Source organism: Enterococcus sp. DIV1279b (assembly GCF_050531515.1).
Classification (GTDB): Bacteria; Bacillota; Bacilli; order Lactobacillales; family Enterococcaceae; genus Enterococcus_D; species Enterococcus_D casseliflavus.
Map to the genome: position 1 here is coordinate 1,374,090 of NZ_CP172891.1, position 21,591 is coordinate 1,395,680.

Annotated in this window: 19 protein-coding genes and 2 other annotated features; of the genes, 12 read left to right on the forward strand and 7 right to left on the reverse strand. The window is 44.0% G+C overall.

The window, feature by feature from the left end:
• Positions 1–197: 197 nt before the first annotated feature.
• From IGI71_RS06360 to IGI71_RS06370, 3 genes are read left to right on the forward strand one after another with little or no spacing between them, the layout of a single operon-like run.
• Complete coding sequence (locus IGI71_RS06360; RefSeq protein WP_430616271.1) at positions 198–2,030, forward strand: beta-glucoside-specific PTS transporter subunit IIABC; 1,833 nt, start codon at positions 198–200, stop codon at positions 2,028–2,030.
• A gap of 46 nt (positions 2,031–2,076) precedes the next feature.
• Positions 2,077–3,540 carry a glycoside hydrolase family 1 protein gene (locus IGI71_RS06365; protein WP_010747957.1) on the forward strand — a complete coding sequence of 488 codons (1,464 nt, stop codon included), beginning with the start codon at positions 2,077–2,079 and terminating at the stop codon, positions 3,538–3,540.
• 20 nt (positions 3,541–3,560) lie between these two features.
• Positions 3,561–4,409, forward strand: a complete 849-nt coding sequence (locus tag IGI71_RS06370; RefSeq protein ID WP_010747958.1) for a PRD domain-containing protein — start codon at positions 3,561–3,563, stop codon at positions 4,407–4,409.
• Positions 4,410–4,476: 67 nt separating this feature from the next.
• Here IGI71_RS06370 and IGI71_RS06375 read toward each other — a convergent pair whose 3' ends face one another.
• Positions 4,477–4,878, reverse strand: coding sequence for an HIT family protein (locus IGI71_RS06375; RefSeq protein ID WP_254905026.1), 402 nt, complete (start codon positions 4,876–4,878; stop codon positions 4,477–4,479).
• 173 nt (positions 4,879–5,051) lie between these two features.
• Between IGI71_RS06375 and IGI71_RS06380 the strand changes: the two genes are divergently transcribed.
• From IGI71_RS06380 to IGI71_RS06395, 4 genes are all read left to right on the forward strand, one after another.
• Positions 5,052–6,032 carry an aldo/keto reductase gene (locus IGI71_RS06380; protein WP_005235260.1) on the forward strand — a complete coding sequence of 327 codons (981 nt, stop codon included), beginning with the start codon at positions 5,052–5,054 and terminating at the stop codon, positions 6,030–6,032.
• Between the two features lie 88 nt (positions 6,033–6,120).
• Complete coding sequence (locus IGI71_RS06385; protein WP_005235261.1) at positions 6,121–6,525, forward strand: MerR family transcriptional regulator; 405 nt, start codon at positions 6,121–6,123, stop codon at positions 6,523–6,525.
• A gap of 66 nt (positions 6,526–6,591) precedes the next feature.
• A complete protein-coding gene (locus IGI71_RS06390) occupies positions 6,592–7,152 on the forward strand; it encodes an NAD(P)H-binding protein (RefSeq protein ID WP_010747959.1) in 561 nt (186 codons plus the stop codon).
• A gap of 168 nt (positions 7,153–7,320) precedes the next feature.
• Positions 7,321–7,938 (forward strand): YitT family protein, encoded by a 618-nt coding sequence (locus IGI71_RS06395; RefSeq protein WP_008378566.1) that lies wholly within the window; start codon positions 7,321–7,323, stop codon positions 7,936–7,938.
• A 52-nt stretch (positions 7,939–7,990) separates the two neighbouring features.
• Here the strand turns inward: IGI71_RS06395 and IGI71_RS06400 are convergent, their stop codons facing one another.
• Genes IGI71_RS06400 through IGI71_RS06415 form a run of 4 tightly spaced genes read right to left on the reverse strand, consistent with a single transcriptional unit; the run spans position 7,991 to position 11,070 of the window.
• Complete coding sequence (locus IGI71_RS06400; RefSeq protein ID WP_010747960.1) at positions 7,991–8,755, reverse strand: ABC transporter permease; 765 nt, start codon at positions 8,753–8,755, stop codon at positions 7,991–7,993.
• Positions 8,752–9,663 carry an ABC transporter ATP-binding protein gene (locus IGI71_RS06405; RefSeq protein WP_010747961.1) on the reverse strand — a complete coding sequence of 304 codons (912 nt, stop codon included), beginning with the start codon at positions 9,661–9,663 and terminating at the stop codon, positions 8,752–8,754. The genes IGI71_RS06400 and IGI71_RS06405 overlap by 4 nt, the downstream gene beginning before the upstream one ends.
• Positions 9,660–9,887, reverse strand: coding sequence for a PLD nuclease N-terminal domain-containing protein (locus IGI71_RS06410; protein ID WP_010747962.1), 228 nt, complete (start codon positions 9,885–9,887; stop codon positions 9,660–9,662). The genes IGI71_RS06405 and IGI71_RS06410 overlap by 4 nt, the downstream gene beginning before the upstream one ends.
• Positions 9,880–11,070: a helix-turn-helix domain-containing protein gene (locus IGI71_RS06415; protein WP_010747963.1), complete on the reverse strand. Its 1,191-nt coding sequence runs from the start codon at positions 11,068–11,070 to the stop codon at positions 9,880–9,882. Before IGI71_RS06415 ends, IGI71_RS06410 begins: the two co-directional genes overlap by 8 nt.
• 170 nt (positions 11,071–11,240) lie before the next feature.
• Here IGI71_RS06415 and IGI71_RS06420 point away from each other — a divergent pair, with 170 nt between their 5' ends.
• Positions 11,241–12,392, forward strand: coding sequence for a glycerate kinase family protein (locus IGI71_RS06420; protein ID WP_010747964.1), 1,152 nt, complete (start codon positions 11,241–11,243; stop codon positions 12,390–12,392).
• A gap of 74 nt (positions 12,393–12,466) precedes the next feature.
• Here the strand turns inward: IGI71_RS06420 and IGI71_RS06425 are convergent, their stop codons facing one another.
• The gene (locus IGI71_RS06425; protein WP_010747965.1) at positions 12,467–12,805 is read right to left on the reverse strand and encodes a RidA family protein; all 339 of its coding nucleotides are present in this window, start codon (positions 12,803–12,805) and stop codon (positions 12,467–12,469) included.
• Positions 12,806–13,074: 269 nt separating this feature from the next.
• Between IGI71_RS06425 and IGI71_RS06430 the strand changes: the two genes are divergently transcribed.
• Complete coding sequence (locus IGI71_RS06430; protein ID WP_010747966.1) at positions 13,075–15,639, forward strand: HAD-IC family P-type ATPase; 2,565 nt, start codon at positions 13,075–13,077, stop codon at positions 15,637–15,639.
• A 16-nt stretch (positions 15,640–15,655) separates the two neighbouring features.
• Here the strand turns inward: IGI71_RS06430 and IGI71_RS06435 are convergent, their stop codons facing one another.
• Complete coding sequence (locus IGI71_RS06435) at positions 15,656–17,107, reverse strand: helix-turn-helix domain-containing protein (protein WP_010747967.1); 1,452 nt, start codon at positions 17,105–17,107, stop codon at positions 15,656–15,658.
• Between the two features lie 862 nt (positions 17,108–17,969).
• Positions 17,970–18,182 (forward strand) — a binding site (T-box leader).
• A 66-nt stretch (positions 18,183–18,248) separates the two neighbouring features.
• Positions 18,249–18,495: a binding site (T-box leader), on the forward strand.
• 58 nt (positions 18,496–18,553) lie between these two features.
• Here IGI71_RS06435 and trpE point away from each other — a divergent pair.
• From trpE to trpD, 3 genes are read left to right on the forward strand one after another with little or no spacing between them, the layout of a single operon-like run.
• Complete coding sequence (gene trpE / locus IGI71_RS06440) at positions 18,554–19,960, forward strand: anthranilate synthase component I (protein ID WP_010747969.1); 1,407 nt, start codon at positions 18,554–18,556, stop codon at positions 19,958–19,960.
• Positions 19,941–20,519 carry an anthranilate synthase component II gene (locus IGI71_RS06445; RefSeq protein WP_010747970.1) on the forward strand — a complete coding sequence of 193 codons (579 nt, stop codon included), beginning with the start codon at positions 19,941–19,943 and terminating at the stop codon, positions 20,517–20,519. Before trpE ends, IGI71_RS06445 begins: the two co-directional genes overlap by 20 nt.
• A 16-nt stretch (positions 20,520–20,535) precedes the next feature.
• Entirely contained in the window at positions 20,536–21,570 is a 1,035-nt protein-coding gene (gene trpD, locus IGI71_RS06450) for an anthranilate phosphoribosyltransferase (RefSeq protein WP_010747971.1), read from the forward strand.
• The last annotated feature ends 21 nt before the right edge of the window (positions 21,571–21,591 follow it).

The following is a 21,591-nucleotide window of genomic DNA, read 5'->3' on the forward strand; positions in this document are numbered from 1 at the left end:
TTAAAACGGTGGTTGCGTTTTCAAATAAAGCATGGTATTATGCAAGTAATAAAACAGGCATGTGACTGGTAATGCAGGCAGGACCTATAAAAAACATGGAAGGGATCGTTGGATTCCGTTCAATGTTTTTGTAGGTGCTGCCTGCTTTTTTCTTTGTTTGGCCAACAAAGGAAAACTAATTAAAGGAGAAGAAAATTATGAATGTAAAAGAAACGGCAACTGCCATCGTTGAGTTGATTGGCGGAAAAGAAAATATCGCACATTTGGAACATTGCTCCACACGCTTGCGCTTTACCTTAAAAGACAATAGCCTCGTACAAAAAGATGCCTTGGAAAAAGTCGCTGGCGTGATTGGGGTGCGACAAAATGTTCAATGCCAAGTCATCATCGGCAATGATGTCGTTGAAGTGTATGATGAGGTTATGAACGTGTTAGGTCATGAGCTAACAGCTGATGGAGGAAGTGAAGGCAAACAAAAACAATCGTGGGGTGCGGTCCTGCTTGATTTTATTATCTCGATTTTTCAACCGTTGATTCCAGCAGTCGCTGGAGGGGGCGTCTTGAAATCCTTACTGTTACTTGCTTCTGTCATTGGATTGATGGACAATACGAGCCAGACGTATCAAATTTTGAATCTGATCGGTGGCGCACCATTGTATTTCTTACCGATTTTAGTGGCGATCACCACGGCAAATAAATTAAAGGTCAACCAATTGGTGGCGGTTTCCGCTGTCGGTGCCTTGATTTTGCCTGAACTAACGACACTATTGACAGATGGCGCAGCGTTCATGGGCTTCGGTTTACAAAATATCGCCTATGCGTCACAAGTATTTCCAGCAATTTTAACGGTTTTATTTTACGCTCAAATTGAAAAGCTATTTACCCGAATCTCACCAAAACCGATCCGTATCTTCTTTGTTCCGATGATGAGCTTAGTTATTACGGTTCCAGTTGCTTTATTGATTTTAGGCCCATTAGGCTTTGAAGTCGGAACGATTTTTTCAGCAGCGATCATTTGGCTGTATGCCCATTTAGGTTGGGTGGCAACAGGGATTTTAGCCGCTGTTTTACCATTGATGGTGGTTACTGGTATGCACAAAGCCATGATTCCCTATGCTGTTTCGTCCATGAGTGAGATGGGGGCAGAGCTGTTATACTTGCCTGCCTCATTGGCACATAACATTGCAGAAGCTGGTGCTTGTTTTGCGGTGAGTGTTCGGACCAAAGACCAAAAACTTCGTTCAACCGCTGTTTCTGCAGGCATCTCCGCCCTTTTTGGCATCACCGAGCCTGCTTTGTATGGGGTGACGATCCTGCATAAACGAGTGCTTTACGGCGTGATGGCTTCCAGCCTAGTTGGTGGAGCGGTGGCTGGTTTGTTTGCCATCAAGGCCTTCGCATTAGTTGGCCCTGGTCTAGCAAGTATCACTATGTTCGTGGATGAAGCCAACCCGATGAATCTTGTGTGGGCATTGGTCACGTTAGGGGTATCCTTTGCTGTTTCTTTTGTCCTTGTCCTTTTCTTATTCAAAGACAAAGTGGTAGAAAATAAGACGACTGTTGCCGATCCCAAAGCCGAAGTATTGAGCAAACCAGTAGATGGGCAAGTGGTAGCTTTATCTGAAGTCAACGATGAAGTCTTTTCAAGCGGCATGATCGGAGAAGGGTTCGGGATCATTCCGACGTCTGGCGAATTGATCGCACCAGAAGATGGCGAGATCACGATGTTGTTTGAAACCAACCATGCGATCGGGTTAAAAACCCGCAATGGCGCAGAATTGCTCTTTCATATCGGCTTGGATACCGTTCAACTAGTAGGCAAACACTTTACCCCTTACGTAAAAGCGGGGGATCAAGTGAAACAAGGGCAACCGCTGATCCAATTTGATTTGGATGCCATCAAAGCAGCTGGTTTTGATCCAATCGTGATCTGTGTGGTCACCAATCAAGAAAACTTTACGGTCAAAACGATCGAATCAACCGATGAGCAAAGCGACCAAGGCGTTCTATCGATCGCACCGCTCGTCTAAACAAATGAGCAAAGCAACAAAAACAATGTAAAAGGGGATTGAAAAAATGACTGAAACAACTTTTCCAAAGGACTTCTTATGGGGTGGCGCAATCGCCGCAAATCAAGTAGAAGGAGGTTGGAATCTTGGCGGCAAAGGCTTGTCGGTGGCAGATGTGGCGACCTACAAACCTCATGTCGATAACAAAGATTATGCGGCGCACATGAACGTGACCGTAGAAGCTGTCAAAGAAGCGATGGCAGATCCAACAGATACCATTTATCCAAAACGGCGAGGAATCGATTTCTATCACCGCTATCCAGAAGATTTGGCTTTGTTTGCGGAAATGGGCTTTAAAGTGTTGCGATTGTCGATTGCGTGGACCCGTTTGTTCCCAACCGGGGAAGAAACGACACCCAATCAAGAAGGGATCGCTTTTTACCGCAATGTCTTTCAAGAAATGCAGCGCTTGGGGATCAAACCGATCGTAACGTTGTCTCACTATGAAATGCCGCTAGCGCTTAGCTTGAAGTACAATGGCTGGGTGGAACGCAAAGTGATCGATGACTTTGTCCGCTTTGCAACCGTCTGTTTTGAAGAATTTGGGGAGTATGTGGAGTATTGGCTGACCTTTAACGAAATCGACAGTATCCATCGTCATCCCTTTACAACAGCGGGCATCATTCCAGAACAATCAGAAGCAGGCAAAGAAGAACAGGATGTGTATCAAGCGCTCCATCACCAATTTGTTGCCAGCTCATTAGTGACCAAAATCGCTCATGAGAAAAACCCAAACAATAAAGTTGGCTGCATGTTAACGAAGCTAATGACATATCCATTGACTTGTGACCCATTGGATGTTGAATTGACCTTAAAGAAAAACTTGGAAAATGATTTTTATGCGGACGTTCAAGTCAAGGGGGCTTATCCGCGAATGATTGAAAAAGATCTGGAAAAACGCGGCATCAAAATTGAAATGGCACCAGAAGACCGCCAAATCTTAAAAGATCACACCGTTGATTTTCTTTCCTTTAGTTATTATATGTCTATGGCCGAATCAGGTGATCCAAATGCCGAACGGACACCGGGCAATACGGTTTTAGGGGTAAAAAATCCCAAGCTGCCATCAACTGAATGGGGCTGGCAGATCGATCCTAAAGGCTTGAAAATCTCCTTGCTTTCATTGTATGATCGGTATCAAGTGCCATTAATGATCGTTGAAAATGGTATGGGCGCCGTGGATGTCCTTGAAGACGGCCAAGTGCATGATCCGTATCGGGTCGATTATTTCAAGGCACACTTCAAACAAATGAAGGAAGCCATCGATGAAGGGGTCGATTTGATTGGTTATACTTCTTGGGCACCGATCGATCTGGTCAGTGCTGGGACGTCACAAGTGACGAAACGCTATGGCTTCATTTATGTGGATGCCGATGATGAAGGAAACGGCAGTTATGACCGTTTGAAAAAAGATTCCTTCGACTGGTACAAAGAAGTGATCGCCACCAATGGCGCAAGTTTGGCAGAATAAACAGTGAGGAGCGAGAGTGCATGATTTACATCAAGAAAGTCTTAAATTCAAGTGTCGTACTTGTTGATAAGGAAGGCCAAGAAATGATTGCACTTGGGAAAGGCATCGGCTATGGAAAGAAAGTCGGCGACAGCATAGCCGATACCCAGATCGATCAAGTTTTTCTGCCAATCGATGAAAAAAAATCAGGTCAGTTTGCCGATTTAGTGGATGAGATTCCGTTGTACTATTTTGAAATGACCAAAGAAATCGTCCAGCTGGCGCAAAAAATGCTGCCATATCCGCTAAATTCAACGATTTACCTCACCTTATCGGATCACTTGCACTTTGCTGTAGAACGTCAGCAAAAAGGCTTGAGTGTGACGAATCGGCTCTATTGGGAAATCAAGAATTACTATACAGAGGAATTTCGAGCCGCCGAACAGGCACTGCGCTTACTGAAAGAGAAGTATCAGATTGAGCTGCCAGAAGAAGAAGCCTCCAATATCGCGTTTCATTTGATCAATGCCCAGTCGAACACCGAGGAAAATCAAGATGGGTTGAAAAAGGCCAAATTGATCGGGTTGATCGTCAATATGGTGCGCTACTCGATCCAGCAAGACGTCAACACCAATTCGATCCATTACAATCGCTTTATCACCCACGTGCGTTTCTTCGTTGACCGATTCTTTTTGGATGGTCTGCTGCAAGAAGAAGATGAAGGACTATACCGTCAAATGTGGGCTCTTTATCCGAATGCTATGGAGATTGCGACAAAAGTCAAAGCCTATATCGATAAAGAATATCAAACGAAGATCCCTGTCAATGAAATCGTCTATCTAGGCGTTCATATCAATCGGTTGATGAACCATTCAGCGATCAATTCCTAAGCGTCCTCATTTTTAACAAACACAAACAAGCCGTTTCCCTTTGCTGGAAGAAACGGCTTGTTTGTATTTAGTAGGCTTGCTTGTCAGGAATCACGCCTCGAACGCCGCCTTTTGGTTCCTCCACGTCGCCTTGGTAGCGTGGGATCAAATGACAATGGCAATGAAAGACCGTCTGTCCGGCAGCCTCCCCGCAATTGAAGCCGATGTTGAAGCCGTCTGGTCGATAGGTTTCCAACAAATAGGCTTTGCCTTCCTGCAACAAAGCCTGCAAGTCTTGTAATTCCTCTTGGGTGAGGGCAAAATAATCCCTTCGATGTTCTTTGGGGATCAATAGCAGGTGTCCAGGGGTGACGGGAAACTTATCAAAGATCGCATAAAAGCGTTCGTTTTCAATGATCGCATGTTTTGAGGCAGTACAAAAAATACAAGTCAAAATCTTCCGCTCCTTTTTCTCAGCTAGATAGCGTATCGATACTTATCTTTAATGTACCAAAAGCTGATTCGAAATGAAACGCACGACAAAAAGCATGTCCTTTTGAGTCATTTGCGAGTAAAATGAAAAAAAGTTTGCTGATTCGCTTGACTTAGAGTGCACTTCAACCTGTATGCTTAGTGTAACTTAAAAAACAGGAGGACGAGCAAATGAACTATGTAAAATTTGGCAATACGGGACTTGATGTGTCACCATTATGTTTAGGGACAATGGGATTTGGCGATCCCAATAGTGGCTTTCATGAGTGGGTGTTAGAAGAAGCGGATAGTCGCGAAGTCATCAAAAAAGCCTTGGATCTAGGCATTAACTTTTTTGATACGGCAAATGTCTATTCTTATGGAGCGAGCGAAGAAATCGTCGGTCGAGCATTGAATGATTTTGCTCCGCGGGATGAGATCGTGGTTGCCACAAAACTGTATTCAAAAATGAAGCAACGGCCAAACAGTGGAGGGCTGTCTCGAAAAGCGATCTTTTATCAAGTCGAACAAAGCTTAAAACGCCTACAAATGGACTACATTGATTTGTATATCATCCATCGTTGGGATTACCACACGCCAATTGAAGAAACCATGAAGGCATTACATGATTTGGTGGTTTCTGGAAAAGTGCGCTATATTGGTGCATCCGCGATGTATGCTTGGCAATTTGCCAAAGCACAAGCAGTTGCAGAGAAAAATGGCTGGACCAAATTTGTTTCGATGCAAAATCACTTAAACTTGCTTTATCGAGAAGAAGAGCGAGAAATGATGCCCTTGTGTGCCGATCAAAAAATTGCCGTGACGCCATATAGTCCTTTGGCTGCTGGACGTTTAACAAGAGATTGGGGTGCAGAGACCAAACGGTACTTAACGGATAAAACCGCCAATCAAAAGTACGACAAAACGATGGAACAAGACCGGGAGATCGTGGCACGAGTCGCAAAGATCGCTGATAATCACCAAAGCAAACGGTCGCAAATCGCCTTGGCTTGGTTATTGCAAAAAGAACAAGTGGTCGCACCAATTATTGGCGCAACAAAAGAAAGCCACTTATTGGATGCTTTACCTGCCCTTGATCTAAAGCTGACTGCCGAAGAGATTGCTTATTTGGAAGAGCCTTACTTGCCTCATGCAGTGGTAGGAGCGGAATAATCAGACACAGTCAAAAGCGGCTCCTTGATTAAAGAGGGAATACACCGCGAATGAGGAAGAAAAAACGCGAAACAAAGGGAGTGAAGCCATGAATATCAAAAAAGTCAGTGAACTGAGCGGTGTCTCAGCTGATACCATCCGTTACTATGAAAAAATTGGGCTGATTCCGCCGGTCAAACGCAATAAAAACGGTGTTCGTGAATTTGATGATGACGACTTAAAATGGATCACCTTTACCAGACAAATGCGAAACGCTGGACTATCGATTGATGGGTTGAGTCATTACCTGGCTTTATTTGAAGAAGGGCGAGGGACGGTTCCTGAGCGCAAGCAGCTCTTAGCAGAACAAATTGCGGTACTCAGGGAGAAAATCTCAGATATGACGGAAGCTGTTGAACGTTTAGAATACAAACTAGAACATTACGACGAGCATGTTCTGCCGACAGAAGAACGATTGCGTCAACGAAAAGCCAATTTGGTCACTAAGTCTTAATGACTGAATTCGCTACTATGGAAATTGAAACGTTCTGCTCAATGGAATCCAATAGAAAGGAAGCTTATGAAACGAGTTGCGATTTTAGGTGCTGCTGGAACGATTGGGCAGCTGACACGCCAAACACTTTTAGAAAGAACCAATTTCTCCCTAGTACTCTATGCCCGCCAGGCAACGGAGCGTTTGCAACAGATTGATGCTGCGCGTGAGACGATCATTGATGGTGACTTTCTCGATTTAGGACGACTCGTACGGGCATTGCAGGGTTGCCAGTCGGTTTTTTTGACGGATATCCATGATCCGCGGGCAACGCTGCGGGTGATCGAGGCGATGAAATTAGCAGAGGTCAGCCAATTGATCAGTGTCGCACCAGAAAGAAACCTTTGTCATCCAGATGTATTAAAGCAATTGGTGTCCGCAACTGATCTTTCCCTTTCCCCGAAAAAGCATCAGCTGCTTTTGCAGCAAAAAAATCGCTTGATGTCCTATCAATTGATTAAAGGATCAGAATTGTCGGTTTACTTTGTTCATTTGCCGTCAGAGAAGAAATGTATGGCGAATAGAAGAGCATGGCGGGAATCTATTGTAGAAGAAATCCTTTCCGCTTGTGATTGCTGTGCAGCTTAACAGCAATCTTAAAGGAATGAAAAAATAGCAGAATACTTTCTTGAAGGTCAGAATCAATTTTTTCATGTTTTCATGAAAAAATTGGTTCTTTCTTTTACAAATTTTTTGATAGAATAGACAGAAGCTTTTATACATAAAAATAGTTGCCAGATCGAAAGGAGAACGTTGATGGAAACACTTATCAAAAAAAATCTTGCTTTATTGCTTGGGGTGCTATGGATCTGCATCGCATTAAACTTCTTCCTTTTACCTCACAGCATTGCTTCTGCCGGCGTCGGGTCGATTGGCTACCTCATCGAAACTGGCTGGTCGATCAATCGCCATATCGTTGTCTGGGGTATAAATTTATTGATGCTGGCCCTTGCGTTTTTACTTTTGAAACGAGAGGTCTTTGTCAATACGGTTATCGGTAGTTTGGCATTTCCCGTTCTTCTAGCACTTTTACCAGAAATTATGCTGCTGCGCTTTTATTCCATCTCATTGATTTTAGGTAGTTTCTTCTTTAGCTTCGGCATCTTTTCGCTCTACAAAATTGGTGCGTCTAATGGCGGCGTGACGATTCCGCCACTAATTTTGGAAAAATACTATGGCATTCGCAGATCTAGTGGGGTTTTCTTAACCAATTTGATCATCATCTTATTGAACCTTCTGATCTTTTCTTGGCAAGAAGCACTTATTTCTGCCTTTTCAATCTACTTGATTGCCTTCTTCATGCGGCTCTTCATGAGAATCGAACAAAAAATGCAGGCCAAGAAATCTGTGAAAGTCCAAGGAACAGCAAAATAGAGTAACATTTCAGAAGCAAAACATCGGTGCAAAAAATCTGCACCGATGTTTTTTAATATTTTCTTTTTCTTAGAACAGCTATGGAACCAGTCAAACAAGCGATGATCAAAAAGCAAGTTAACAACAGTGCTGGCAGCAGTTCCCCTAGTTTGATTTGGTCGGTTAAGTAGTTAGGAAATTGGCTGGAAAGGGAATATGGATTCCAGTTTGTTACTTGACTCCATAGGTTGCCTAACATGCCCATCAGATAACAGACGCCAATAAACAACAAACCTTGATAGATACTTTTAGCAAAGCTGGAACCTAGCAGCAGGATGCTGATTGCTAGTAAACCGAAAAGCCAATAGCTGACCAAAGCGCTAGGGACTTGAGCAGCGCTGGAATCATCGAAATAAATCATCGTATAAAAAGCACTGACACTGGCACTTAGGAGGTAACTCAAAGACCAAAGAATCATTAAATAGCAAGCTTTGGCACAGACGATCGTGGTTTTTGGTAAGCCTCTGGTGATCAGCTGAATAAAGGTACCCTGATTTATTTCGGCTGAGAGCGTATCGGTAAAAAGAATCACAAATACTAGCAGGCCAATCGTGCCGATGTTGCTGTAAAACTGAAGCCACGCATCGATCGATGTCGGATCAGCAATCGTGATTTCAATCGATTCCGGCATCATACTGGCCATCAGTTCTGGCATGATTTTGGCAGTAAAGGGAGAAAGCATACCAATCAGGGCAAACAGGATCAAGCAAATCAGTAGTTTTTTGCTGCGAATACCGCCGAGAAACTCTTTTTTTAAGAAAACAAGAAACGCATTCATTTGATCACCTCCAAATAAATCGACTCTAACGATGGTTCGATTCTTTGAAAGGATTCTGGGACAATGTGTTGTTCGTTCAGCAATTGTAGCAGCTGTGAACCGATATTGGTTCCAGTTTGTTCATCGATCAGTAATTGATTGTTCTTTCTTTTTGCCGATATGCCGTGGATTGCTAACACTTTGGCAAATTTTAAATGGTCACCTTCGTCGGTAAAGACAATCCCAAAGACGGTTTTTCGATAACGGTTTTTTAAGGAATCCATCGTTTCGAACGCACGGATCTGACCTTTGTGCAAAATCGCAATATAATCTGACAGCTGTTCGACATCTGCGAGAATATGAGAGGAAAAAAGCACTGTCGTTTCTTCTTTGATTTTTTCCAATACATCAAGAAATGCTTTGCGTCCTAGAGGGTCTAGTGCGGATGTTGGTTCATCACAAATCAAGATGGCGGGGCGGTTGATCAGAGCTTGGGCTAACCCTAGACGTTGCTTCATGCCGCGAGAAAAGCCAGCGATTTTTTGTTTCGAAGCTTTCAGGCCTACCAACTCTAAGACTTCCATCACTCGCTGAGGCTGAAAAGATTCTTTATTTGGCTGAATTTTTCCGCAGAAAGTCAAATATTCTACAGCTGTCATAAACGAGTAAAACTGCGGTACATCTGGTAAATAGCCGATCCAGCGATTGGTCTTGGCTGAGCCGAATTGCACCACTTCGCCGCAAACGGTGATTTCGCCTTCATCAATGGGGAGCAATCCTAAAATCGCCTTCATGGTCGTTGTTTTGCCAGCACCATTTTCCCCGACAAACCCCACAACGCTGCCCTTTGGAACCGAAAAGGTTAGGTCTTGCAGCACTTGTTTGCGCCCAAAACGCTTGGATAAATGGTTGATCTCGATCATCTTCATTGTTGGTCCTCTTTTCCGAAAGCAAAATAAAGGATAGGACCGATCAGGCTAACAAAACAGGCGATGAAAAGCCAAAGAATGCGGGAGCCGAATTTAAATTGTTCTTGTTTTAAAATATCGCGAACCGCCAAGATGATCAAGACCAATTGCAAAACAATCAAGGGGATCAGTACGGGCAAATAATCAGACATATTTTCTGGTATATTTAGTGAAACACTATTCATGTGAAGCCCTCCTTTGTGGCTCATTTTCTTGTTCGGACAGTTTTTGCAGCTGCTGAAATAATTCTTTAAATGGCGGTTTTTCTTGATACGGTTCGAAAAATGGTGTCAACTGTGCTAACTCAAGAAATTGTTTTTTGACACTGCTGGAGTCTCGAGGGATCTGACTGCCTAATTCTAATTCGCTGATCCACTCATCGATATCGTGAAAATAATCATCCCCTTTTAAAACGATTTCTTCAGGTGTTGTTGCTATTGTTTTGACGTACTTTGCTAATGCATCTGCTAGTAAGTCCTCTTTTCCTAAAGCTGCAAACGAAACCATTCCAGCGGCTAAAAAGTTCAGCACAGAAATAGGATGTAGCCTGGCCAGTTGGAAGCTCTCGCTGAGTGCCAGTCCACGTGCATAGGTTTTTTCCAGTTGCTCCTCGTCTTGTGTGAGCATTGCTAAATAATTCGTTAGCAAACTCATAAAAATAATTAAGTACTGGTAAATCGCACTTTGCGTAACGATCTCAGCTTGTTGCAACTGATTTTTTTGCTGAAATGCTGCGGCAATCAACGGTTCGCTAGGTAAAAAAGAGAGAGTTTTCGTGCCAAGGATCGCCAAGACTTCTTCTGGCTTGTTTCTCATCAGAAGACAATAAGCATCGATCTGTTTCGCTTGTTGTGCCAGCTCACTGTCTCCTTGGTCCATGATCCGTTGGTACAGGGTTTCTGCTTCCTTCAAATAGGTATTTTTCTTTGCTTCCATCAAAGCGTCTTCGTAAGTTTGCCCTTTCGGGACGCCTTCTACGGGGACATCCGGCAACAGATCCCAATGATTCAAGTAAAAGGACCCCATTTGTAATAAGAATGGATAACAAGAGTAATACCGTTTGGTAAAACTTTGAGCAAGAGCGAGAACTTCCGTTGGTGTTTTTGTTTGGAAGGCGTCTTTTAATAATTGATAGATTCGCTGGATCTCTTTAGGTGATAGCTGCGAGTCCAAAATCAATAATTCATCGACGCTGCAATCAAAATACGCTGCTAATAAGGGCAGCGAGGTGATATCTGGATAAGACTGTCCCGTTTCCCATTTCGAAACGGATGCTTTGGACACATTCATAAACACTGCTAATTCTTGCTGGGTAATACCTCGTTGTTTTCTTCTCCGAGCGATTTCCTCGCCAATTGGTAAGTCCATAGTGCACCTCCGATAGGTTTGTTTGGTATACTTCTATCATAAGAGGAGAAGAGATGACTTACAATGGATTGCTAGTTAATTTTTGGTTGATTTAATTAACTAAAAGTTGATTATAAGGCGAAGTATTCCAATCTTTGGGAAAGAGATGATCGTAAATGAGAGGTAGAAAAATGAAAGTTGTAGCAGCGATCGATTCCTTCAAAGGAAGTGCCACTTCCGCAGAACTAAATCAAGCGGTCTTAAGCGGGTTTTCAGACCAGTGGGAAACACGCAGTATCCCAATCGCTGATGGGGGAGAAGGGTCAATGGCAGCAGTCATTGCTGCGCTGGGAGGCAATTACGAAACGGTTTCAGTGACCGCTCCATTAGGCGGTAAGTTGCAAGCCCGTATGTTGGTCACAAAAATCAAGGAAGAAAAAATTGCCCTGATTGAATCTGCAGAAGTGATTGGGTTGCAACTCGTGGAACCTAGTGACGAGACCACCCGCAATAGCTCTTCTTTTGGTTTAGGCCAAATGGTCTTAGCAGCTTGCAGGCGAGGTGTGAAAAAAATTTACCTGACCCTTGGCGGTAGCGGCACTTCTGATGGGGGCGTAGGCTTTTTACTTGCGCTAGGAGCAACCATTCAAAGAAACGAGCGGATGGAAAACAATCCTTTGCTGCAAGCAGAATCTCTGGCGCTCAGCCAGTTGAACCCTCTGCTTGCACAAATTGACCTGTTTGCATTGGCCGATGTAACGAATCCCTATTTTGGCAATCAGGGATTTGCGCCGGTTTTTGGTCCGCAAAAAGGGGCATCCCAAGAAACGATCCAGCAGTTGGATCAGCAGGCAAAGCGCTTGGCTGAGCACATCAAGCGGACCGCGGGGATCGATCTGGAAGTCCCTGGCGCTGGTGCGGCAGGTGGGCTTGGTGGTGCTATTCGTTTGGCAGGTGGACAATTGGTTCCAGGATTTGCGACGATCGCTTCATTGGTTGGATTTGAGGAAAAAATCAAAGGAGCAGATTTATTGATCACCGGCGAAGGACGCATCGATGGGCAAACCGCTGGGGGAAAAGTACCCTATGGTGTCGCGTTGCTCGCCCACGAACATCAGGTCCCGGTTGTTGCCATCTGCGGCTCTCGAAATGACGATCTAGGAAAACTGCCGCAACTATTATCTGCCGTCTTTTGTATCCAGCAAGGTCCGATTTCGTTGACAGAAGCGATGGAGAAAAAGCGAACCTTAGTGAATGCTCAACAGACTGCTCAAGCCATCGCTAGTTTTGTGGAGCAGTGGCAAAAAAAGACTGAATCAGACACTTCACATAGGACTGAATAAGAAGATAACACCAAAAAAACTTCGTATTGGCTACTGCCTTTTGTACGAAGTTTTTTTGGTGTTTTTCTCTGTGCTTAAGCCATGGTAGCTTGTGCTTCAATCTCTACTTTAAATTCAGGGGCAACCAAGCCGGCAACGATGACGAGACTCATGGCTGGTTTGTTTTCTGCCAAAATAGTTGTAAACGCCGTACGGACAGCAGCTAAGTAGGCAGCATCTGTTAAAAAGACGGTCATTTTGACCACTGATGACCAGGACAGTTGATTGGCTGATAGAAGCTGTTCGATCTTTTTCAAAACGATGGTTGTTTGCTCTTGCGGGTCCTCAGGTGTGGCTCCGTCTTGCGACGGCGTTTGACCAGAAATGAAAAGAAAAGGTCCTTGAGCGATTTTTGTATCGGTATAGATTGCCATTTCTTTGGCTCCTTTCGTCTATCTTGCCTTTGGATGATGGGGGCAGATAGCAATTGATTGGGTGTGTCCTAGTTTACTTGATTCCACCTGCAAAAACAATCAACTTACGTTTTCATTTAGTTGTATAAAACCGCGCGACCAAGCCGCTCTTCCCCTTTAATAAAAACAATCATTTTTTTCAGGCTCGGCTGAAATTATCGCCAGAATTTTATGGTTTCAATGTCTTATACTATGTTCAGATCAAATAAATAAACAAGGAGGAAAAAAATATGAATTGGTACAAAAACACAACAGAAGAACTATTACACACGTTGCAAACATCACGGCAGGGCCTTTCCTCCGAAGAACGCAACCAGCGTTTAGCAAAGCAAGGTGAAAATAAAATTACTGAGGCAGCGCAGATCCCCACATGGAAGAAAGTCGGCAAGCACTTTACCGACTTACTGATGTTGGTCTTGATCGTCGCAGCCGTCTTAAAAGGGATTTCTGGTGATTATATCGAAAGCGGCATTATTATGGCGGTCGTCGTCATCAATGGATTCGTCGGCTACTGGCAAGAGCGCAAAGCCCAAGAATCACTGGATGGATTGAAGCAGTTCATGGGGCAAGAAGCAACGATTTATGTTCACGGCTGCAAAAAGAAAATTTCTGTTTCTTCCTTAGTAAATGGAGATTTAGTCGTTTTAGGACCAGGAGATGTCGTACCAGCAGATATGCGCTTGATCGAAACCCATGATCTTGTGATTGAAGAGTCGATTTTAACTGGCGAATCTGAGCCTGTTCAAAAAATGACCGAGCCTATTACTCAAGAAAGTACGATTGGTGACCAGCGGAACATGGCGTTTTCTGGTACCTATGTAGAAAGCGGAACTGCCAGCGGGATCGTCGTTGAAACAGGCGACGATACGCAAATCGGCCAGATCAATCAAGCGATTCAGTCTGTGAAAGCGCAAGAAACCCCGTTGATCAAAAAAATGAAGCAATTGAATCACCAAATCTTTAAAGGCATTATCGGATTAGTGGTTTTCTTGATCTTCTTTACTACCTTCCGCTACGGCTTTGATCTTGATCTCTTGTTCTCATCAGGTATCGCCTTAGTAGTAGCGATGATTCCTGAGGGCTTGCCAGCCGTGCTGACCATGATTTTATCGATGGGTGTCAAGGAAATGTCTGAGGAGCAAGCAATCATCAAAACGATGCCATCAGTGGAGACACTAGGTGCCATGACGGTGATTTGTTCAGACAAAACAGGAACCTTGACCAAAAATGAAATGACGGTCGTCGATGTTTTAGTTGAGTCAAACATGGATAAAGAAACGGTGCTTGATATCATGGCAAATTGTCAAGACTTGAAGCAAGACGAAGGACAAAAGGCTGCGGATCTCGTTGGGAACCCAACCGAAAAAGCCTTGTTGCAATACGCAGAATCAGCGCAGCAACCATTGCGTAAAACAGTCGATAAGATTCCTTTTAGTTCCTCTTACAAGTACATGGCAACACGCCATCAAAATCAAGAAGAGCCGAATGCCTCGGTAGTTTTTGTCAAAGGTGCGCCCGAAGTGTTGCTTGAGAAAAGCCAACTGACTTCAGATCAAAAGCAATGGTGGTTAGATGAAAGTGCAAAATTAGCAGCGAAAGGGCAGCGGCTGATCGGCTTTGCGCATCTGACGCTGTCGGCACAGGAGGCCTTGTCCCACGAAGGGCTAACCAATTTAACCTTTGTCGGGATCGCTGGTATCATTGATCCTCCGAAAGACAGTGCCATCAAAGCGGTAAAAGAGTGCTTGCAAGCGGGCATCCAAGTCAAAATGATCACAGGAGACCATGGCAAGACGGCTCAAGCCATCGGCAAGCAAATTGGCTTGAAGCACACGAATCACGTGTTGGAAGGGTTAGAAATCGATCTGCTGTCGGAGGAAGAATTGCAGCAAGCAGTCCAAAAGACAGATATCTTTGCTCGAACGACCCCAGAGCATAAATTACGGATCGTTAGTGCCTTGCAGGTGAATGAAGAGATCGTCGGAATGACCGGTGATGGCGTCAACGATGCACCAGCGCTGAAAAAAGCCGATATTGGGATCGCTATGGGGATCAAAGGCAGTGAAGTAACCAAGCAAGCAGCCGATATGGTTTTGGCAGACGATAATTTTCATACGATCGCCAATGCCGTCCGAGTGGGTCGTCGAATCTACGATAATTTGAAGAAAACAATCAACTTCTTCTTACCAACTGCGGTTGCCCAAGGATTGATCGTTATTGCGGCACTCTTGTTGAACCGACCACTGCCACTAACACCTGTCCAAATTTTATGGGTAAATATGGTGACAACCATCACGCTTTCTTACGCACTCGGTTTTGAAAAGGCAAGTGCGGATGTCATGAATCGACCACCACGGCCAATCAAAGAAGGTATCTTATCTTGGTACAGTCTGTTCCGCATCTTCTACGTCTCGCTGTTGATCATGATTCCTTCCTACGTCTTAGCGATTCAGTTTGAAGGAACGGTCCTTCAGCAAAGCATGCTACTGCAAAGTATCGTCTTTGCTCAAGCAGTCTACTTGTTGAACTGTCGTGAGCTGGTCAAGCCAGCCTTGAATCGCCAACTCTTTGCCAATAAAGCACTCTTAGTCTCCCTGGCACTGCTGATCGTATTGCAGGCAGCGATTTTCCTAACCCCTCTTGGGCACCAGCTTTTAGGGATCGGTTCTTTGACCTTGATGCAGCAGTTGAGTATCGCTGCTAACGGCGCACTCCTTTTCGCAGTCGTCGAAGGTGAGAAATTTATTACAAATAAGTTGCAAGGACGGCAAAAAGCCGCCCCAGTGAAACAATAAAGGCAGCTTGATGATTCTAGTGATAACTTAAATAATAGCTTTGGATGAGCTCAGTCACTTGATTGAGCTCATTTTTCGTTGGTACCATCGATAAGTAAAAAACTGGAACAGATACTTCCTCTAAAGGGAAATTTGAGAGAATAAAATCAACCTCGATTTTCGCCAACGCTTCTAGTTGACCAGGCTCGATCGCCGATAAAAGGATGCGGGCACCGAGGAAGTCATTCAATTCTTGCAGGAGATAAGCTTTCCAGGCAGGCTCACCTTGGAAAACAAAATATCCTTTTGCGCGAATGGGATTGATTTGTAAAATCGCTTGTTGGATCAGTAAGGTGGTGGTTGACCATAATGGAAAACTCATTTCCGATTGACTGGCTGTTTGCTCTTCTAAAAAGTCATGGATCGTCGCTTCGATCGATAGCGAATAGGGTTGATTTAACCGTTGGATCTCGTGAAATTCTAGCCCGAACAATTCTGAGAGCTTGGCTGACTCTTGCGATTTGATTAAAAGCAACAGTAGATTCTCAATCAGTTGTGTATCACTAGCTAAAGACAACTGCAACAAGCGGTCTAGTTTTCCAACAAAATGGGTCGTTTTCTGATAAATAGTTTGGTAGGATTCAAGGGTTGCTTGGATCGTAGCGGACCAGTCGTTATTGTAGTTCCAACTTTCTAAGAAGCAGTAGAAGCTAAAGAAGTGTTCGCTGCGTTCTAAATAAACGCCTTCTTTTTGATACAGCTGGCTTAATGGCTGTTGGAAAAGGCTATAAAGGGGATCGTCCCCCTGAAATTCAAAGGAATCGATACGGCAATTGGCTTTGATGCGAATCGTATTGATAAAAAACCAGCAGGTACCGTAGATTTGTTCCACTTCGATCTGCAGCTTGGCTTTTGCTAAGCGATCCAAGAAATGATAATAGTGGGACTCATGAATCGTATATTCCTCAAAAAAGTAATTGTTATGGGTGTATGGCAGTAACAGGCGATGAAAAAAAACACGGATGTTGATCTCACTTCCTTCAAAGCGGATCATGCGATTGGTGATCCGAATCCGCAACGAAAAATCAGTAAGGCTTTTGTTTAATTTTGTCACATGTCGTCGCAAGGTCTCATAAGATGTCCCTGTTTGGCTAAGAATATCTTGCGTACGGAGTTCGCTGGAAAAAAGCAATGCTTTCATCAAAGAAACACCGATCGATTGAGGGAAAAACGTTTCCCAGAGCTGACTCATCAACAATGGCCCATCATGGGTCAGAGCAAAGCCACTACTGGCAGCTTCGATCTGCCAACCATCAGGCAATTGTTGGCGAATATAGGTTAGATCGGAAAAAACGGTTCGCTCCGTCGTATCGATCAATTTTGCTAGTTGCTTGGCAGTGATCATTTTGTGATTCGCCAGTTGTTCCAAGAGAAGGATCTGACGTAATAAATCCTTCTCCGTAATGATTTTTTTCATCATCCCATCCATGACAAAAACTTCCTTTCCGAGTCTTGAAGGTCAAAAGAGTCACATTGACTGTTTTGATGAAAGACAACTCTTTCGTGTTCTTTTTGATTTTATACGAAAAAGGCAAGTTTTGCTATTTCCAATTCACTGGATGATGTTTTTTTTATTAAAAAAGATGGGATCGGCAACCTTCTGAGTAACTGTCTAAAGGAATGCGTTTGTTTTATGTGTTTTAACGGTTAGAGGTCTATCATGTGTTCGTATTTCTTCATTCACAAATACATAGAATAACTTTCTTTCGACAATTTTATTTTTGAGGAAAAAAGACTCTTTTTGCGAGAGGCGTAGAGTTTTCGATGGAGCGCTGAATTGATGATCCATTCAATTTCTGCTTGTTCTTCCTCGGATAATTCGACTTTTTTCTCATTGGATTGAATGAGAGAGTAAGTAAATTCTAAGCAGCTCATTTTATAAATAAAGGTGGAAAAATATAATTTGTCTATGTGCATTTAATCACCCTTTCTTACATTCGGTTCAATCATATAGAAGAATATTTCAAATAACAATTTTGTTTTTTCATGATGTTATGAAAATTTTGGATAAATGTCGATTTTTTGGCAAAATTATAGCAAATTTTTCACTCTTTGATCTTCACGCAAGGGTTATAAAAAAACAAATATTATTTAAATAGAGTGGCAGCTATAATAAAGTACGCTGAAAGAAGTGAAGGAGATTTTTGTCCTAAAGAATGTCTTTTTATTTTGGTTAAGGCAACCCATTGTAGGTTGTTTTCTTGTATTGTCAAAAGGAGTCAAAAAAATAAAATTCGCTTTTTCCTGTTGACAGATCAGCAAAAGCCACGTAATATAGCTACCAATAACTAGTAAAGACCAAACAAAAGAGAAGTATGAGGACGTTCGTCTTGCAGAGAGCTGATGGTGGTGCAAATCAGCAGATTGACGCTTCAGAAATGGACTTTTGTGTCGAAAGGCTGAAATCAGTAGGCTTTTTTCGGGATCTCCCGTTACAGAGAACGATCGTTGATAGACGATCTAGAGAACCAATTGAGGTGGCACCGTGAGTAATCGCCCTCATGCAGACGAGTTTGTTTGCATGAGGGCTTTTTTGTTTTTCTTGCCCTTCAACCAATAGAAAAATAAACGTAAAATCAAACTAAGAGAAGTACTTGAGTCTTTTTTGGTTACAGAAAGTCGGCGGTGATGAGAGTCCGATACCAAGAAATCAAGGAAATGGCCTTAGCCGATCATTTTTTGAACCCTTTTTTGGCAGTAGGAAAATGCGGGAACTCCCGTTATAGAGGAAGACCGTTGTTAGACGGTTGATAGAGAAGAAGTTGTTTCTTTCGGCAACTTTCAATTGAGGTGGTACCGCGGTCATTCGCCCTCAAGCAGACGTTTTTATGATGTTTGCTTGAGGGCTTTTTGTTTACAAAGAAAGGAGCAGCTTATGTATCGAATGGAACGAATCAACAGCGATTGTTTGACACCTGTCTCAGTGTTTTTACGGATTCAAGGGGCGCATAAATGTTTACTGGAAAGTATTCCCAGAGAAGAAGATACCGGACGCTATTCGATCCTCACCTTTGATCCTGTTCAGAAACTGACATTTAAAGATGGTGTTTTTCAAGTGGAGGATCTTTTGGAAAAAACGGTCAACAAGTATCCCTGTCAGGACCCTTTAAAAGAAATGGAACGGTATGTAGTCAAAAAAGAAACCACCGCTTTATCTGATCTGCCGTTGCAAAGTGGGGCTATCGGGTATGCGGGTTACGATATCGCTGCTTGCTATGAAGACATTGGACAACTGCCCGCAGATGAATTACAAGTGCCTGATATGGCCTTTTGGCTTTTTGAAACCTTTCTCGTTTTGGACCATCAAAGGGAAACCTTGACGATCATCCTTGAAAATTGCTACAGCCAAAGGGGGACCGCCGAGATGAAGCAGGTACTCCAAGCGGTGCAGCAGCAATTAAGGACACCGGTCGCAGCTGAGACCCGTGGGTTATCGAATGAAAAGCTGCATTTTACAAGTAATGTTACCCAACATGCCTATGAAACGATCGTTCGTGAGGCAAAAGCCCGAATTACGGCAGGGGATATGTTTCAAGTGGTTCCTTCCCAACGTCTGCAAGCAGCATTTACACAAGATCCTTTTGACTATTACCGAAAACTGCGAGTGACGAATCCGTCTGCCTACCTCTATTATCTTGATTTCGATCACGGATTCAAAGTGATCGGCAGTTCACCTGAAAGCTTGATTCGGGTTCAAGGAACAACGATCACCACAAATCCAATCGCTGGTACCCGCAAACGAGGGGCAACCAAAGCAGAAGACGAAGCTTTGGCGGCGGAACTATTAGCAGATGAAAAAGAACGTGCAGAGCACCAAATGCTGATCGATCTGGGGCGCAATGATTTGGGACGAATCGCTGAACATGGCACGGTTCATGTTCCTTTATACATGGTGATCGAGAAATACCGCTATGTCATGCATATCGTTTCGGTGGTGGCTGCCAAGCGCAGAGCAGGTGTGACGGCAATGGATGCTTTGAAAGCAACCCTGCCAGCAGGCACGGTCAGCGGGGCACCAAAGATTCGTGCCATGACTCGCATCTATCAATGGGAAGCTGTTCGAAGAGGGGTCTATGCGGGAGCCGTTGGGTATTTTTCTCGAAACGATCAAGCGGATTTTGCCATCGGGATTCGGACAATGGTTTTGAAAGACGCGATCGCTTATGTCCAGGCAGGGGCGGGTGTCGTTTATGATTCTGATCCCTCATCTGAATACCACGAAACCTTACACAAAGCCAAAGCACTATTGGAGGTGTCAGCCAATGATCTTACTCGTCGATAACTATGATTCGTTTACTTACAATCTTCTCCAGCTCTGTCCAGAAGAAACAGTCGTCTTGCGAAATGATGATCCAGACCTTTTCCTTGTTGCTGAAGAAGCAGAAGCCATCATTTTTTCTCCAGGACCAGGACGTCCCGCAGAGGCAGGATTTATGATTCCTTTGATCAAAACATATCACAATAGCAAGCCGCTTCTAGGGATCTGCTTAGGTCATCAAGCCATTGGAGAAGCGTTTGGTGCCAAAGTGGTCCAAGCACCAGCCATTATGCACGGCAAGCAATCGAGCCTTACGTATCAGAAAAAAGGCGTATTCGAAACCTACCTAGGAGACATGACTGTCATGCGCTATCACTCGCTGGTCATTGAGCCAGCGACCCTTCCTACACAATTTGAGGTGTTGGCTGAAACAAAAGGGATCATCATGGCGATCCAGCATCGACAAAAGCCGATCGTAGGACTTCAATTCCACCCTGAGTCAATGGGGACAAACGAAGGGGCATTTTTTATCCAACGGTTTCTTGAACTCATTCCAGAAAACTCAGCAAAAAGCAGCAAATGAAAAAGGAGGAACATTTATGGAAGCAGTCAAAATACAGCAGCCGCAGCAAATCACCCAGCAGCTTTTTAATGGCCGTCATTTAAGTTATCAGGAGATGCGTCACTTTGCTCAAGGAATTTTAAGCGGGGTGTTTTCAGAAAGTCAATTGGGCGCAGCATTAGTTGCGATGAAGATCAACGGCATCACAGCTGCCGAATTGACTGCTTTAGCAGAAATTATGTTAGAGCATGCCGTGACCATTCCTTATGAAGGAGGAGACGCCATGGACAATTGCGGCACTGGCGGCGACCACTCCAATAGTTTTAATGTCTCCACTACGGCTGCCTTCGTTTTAGCAGCCGGGGGAATCACGATGGCAAAACACGGCAATCGCAGTATTTCTAGTCGTTCAGGCAGTGCCGATGTCTTAGCCTGCTTGGGGGTATCGATCCAAGCATCACCAGAAAAAATCGCCGATCTATTAGCGACAGTCGGCATCGCTTTTCTCTTCGCCCCGTCGTTGCATCCGGGCATGAAAGCAGTGATGAAAATACGGCAAGAATTAGCGACACCAACGATTTTTAATCTATTAGGCCCTTTGATCAATCCTGTTCCGTTGACTACGCAACTGATCGGTACTTACGCTGGCGAGAGCTTGGTAGACACCGCTCAGGCGTTAGGCAGTCTTGGTCGGCAACGAGCAATGGTGATCCATGGATGTAATGGGATGGATGAAGCCAATTTGGCTGGTGAAACGGCGATCAGTTTTTATCACGAAGGAAAGGTGACGAATTTTTCTTTTGATCCGCAAGCGTATGGCTTTACGCCAGCACCGATCGAGGCGATCGTCGGCGGAGATGCGGCTCAAAACGCCGCGATCTTAACAGCAGTTTTGAAAAATCACCCTTCCGTTTATCTAGAGACAGTGGTCTTAAATGCAGGGTTAGGCTTTTATACCAACGGCAAAGCCGCCACCCTAGCGGAAGGCTTTGCGATGGCACGAGCGTGTATCGCTTCGGGCGCGGCCTACGACAAACTGCAGATGCTGATTCGTCAGTCAAATAGCCATTAACTACGAAAGCTGTAAGGAGGA

What these genes read in the sequence shown, in the direction of transcription:
- IGI71_RS06415 (WP_010747963.1), bottom strand. Translation starts at nt 11,070, where the DNA reads ATGGACTTACCAATTGGCGAGGAAATCGCTCGGAGAAGAAAACAACGA.
- IGI71_RS06405 (WP_010747961.1), bottom strand. Translation starts at nt 9,663, where the DNA reads ATGAAGATGATCGAGATCAACCATTTATCCAAGCGTTTTGGGCGCAAA.
- IGI71_RS06365 (WP_010747957.1), top strand. Translation starts at nt 2,077, where the DNA reads ATGACTGAAACAACTTTTCCAAAGGACTTCTTATGGGGTGGCGCAATC.
- IGI71_RS06370 (WP_010747958.1), top strand. Translation starts at nt 3,561, where the DNA reads ATGATTTACATCAAGAAAGTCTTAAATTCAAGTGTCGTACTTGTTGAT.
- IGI71_RS06410 (WP_010747962.1), bottom strand. Translation starts at nt 9,887, where the DNA reads ATGAATAGTGTTTCACTAAATATACCAGAAAATATGTCTGATTATTTG.
- IGI71_RS06400 (WP_010747960.1), bottom strand. Translation starts at nt 8,755, where the DNA reads ATGAATGCGTTTCTTGTTTTCTTAAAAAAAGAGTTTCTCGGCGGTATT.
- IGI71_RS06425 (WP_010747965.1), bottom strand. Translation starts at nt 12,805, where the DNA reads ATGGCAATCTATACCGATACAAAAATCGCTCAAGGACCTTTTCTTTTC.
- IGI71_RS06445 (WP_010747970.1), top strand. Translation starts at nt 19,941, where the DNA reads ATGATCTTACTCGTCGATAACTATGATTCGTTTACTTACAATCTTCTC.
- trpD (WP_010747971.1), top strand. Translation starts at nt 20,536, where the DNA reads ATGGAAGCAGTCAAAATACAGCAGCCGCAGCAAATCACCCAGCAGCTT.
- IGI71_RS06360 (WP_430616271.1), top strand. Translation starts at nt 198, where the DNA reads ATGAATGTAAAAGAAACGGCAACTGCCATCGTTGAGTTGATTGGCGGA.
- IGI71_RS06385 (WP_005235261.1), top strand. Translation starts at nt 6,121, where the DNA reads ATGAATATCAAAAAAGTCAGTGAACTGAGCGGTGTCTCAGCTGATACC.
- IGI71_RS06395 (WP_008378566.1), top strand. Translation starts at nt 7,321, where the DNA reads ATGGAAACACTTATCAAAAAAAATCTTGCTTTATTGCTTGGGGTGCTA.
- IGI71_RS06380 (WP_005235260.1), top strand. Translation starts at nt 5,052, where the DNA reads ATGAACTATGTAAAATTTGGCAATACGGGACTTGATGTGTCACCATTA.
- IGI71_RS06390 (WP_010747959.1), top strand. Translation starts at nt 6,592, where the DNA reads ATGAAACGAGTTGCGATTTTAGGTGCTGCTGGAACGATTGGGCAGCTG.
- IGI71_RS06435 (WP_010747967.1), bottom strand. Translation starts at nt 17,107, where the DNA reads ATGGATGGGATGATGAAAAAAATCATTACGGAGAAGGATTTATTACGT.
- IGI71_RS06430 (WP_010747966.1), top strand. Translation starts at nt 13,075, where the DNA reads ATGAATTGGTACAAAAACACAACAGAAGAACTATTACACACGTTGCAA.
- trpE (WP_010747969.1), top strand. Translation starts at nt 18,554, where the DNA reads ATGTATCGAATGGAACGAATCAACAGCGATTGTTTGACACCTGTCTCA.
- IGI71_RS06420 (WP_010747964.1), top strand. Translation starts at nt 11,241, where the DNA reads ATGAAAGTTGTAGCAGCGATCGATTCCTTCAAAGGAAGTGCCACTTCC.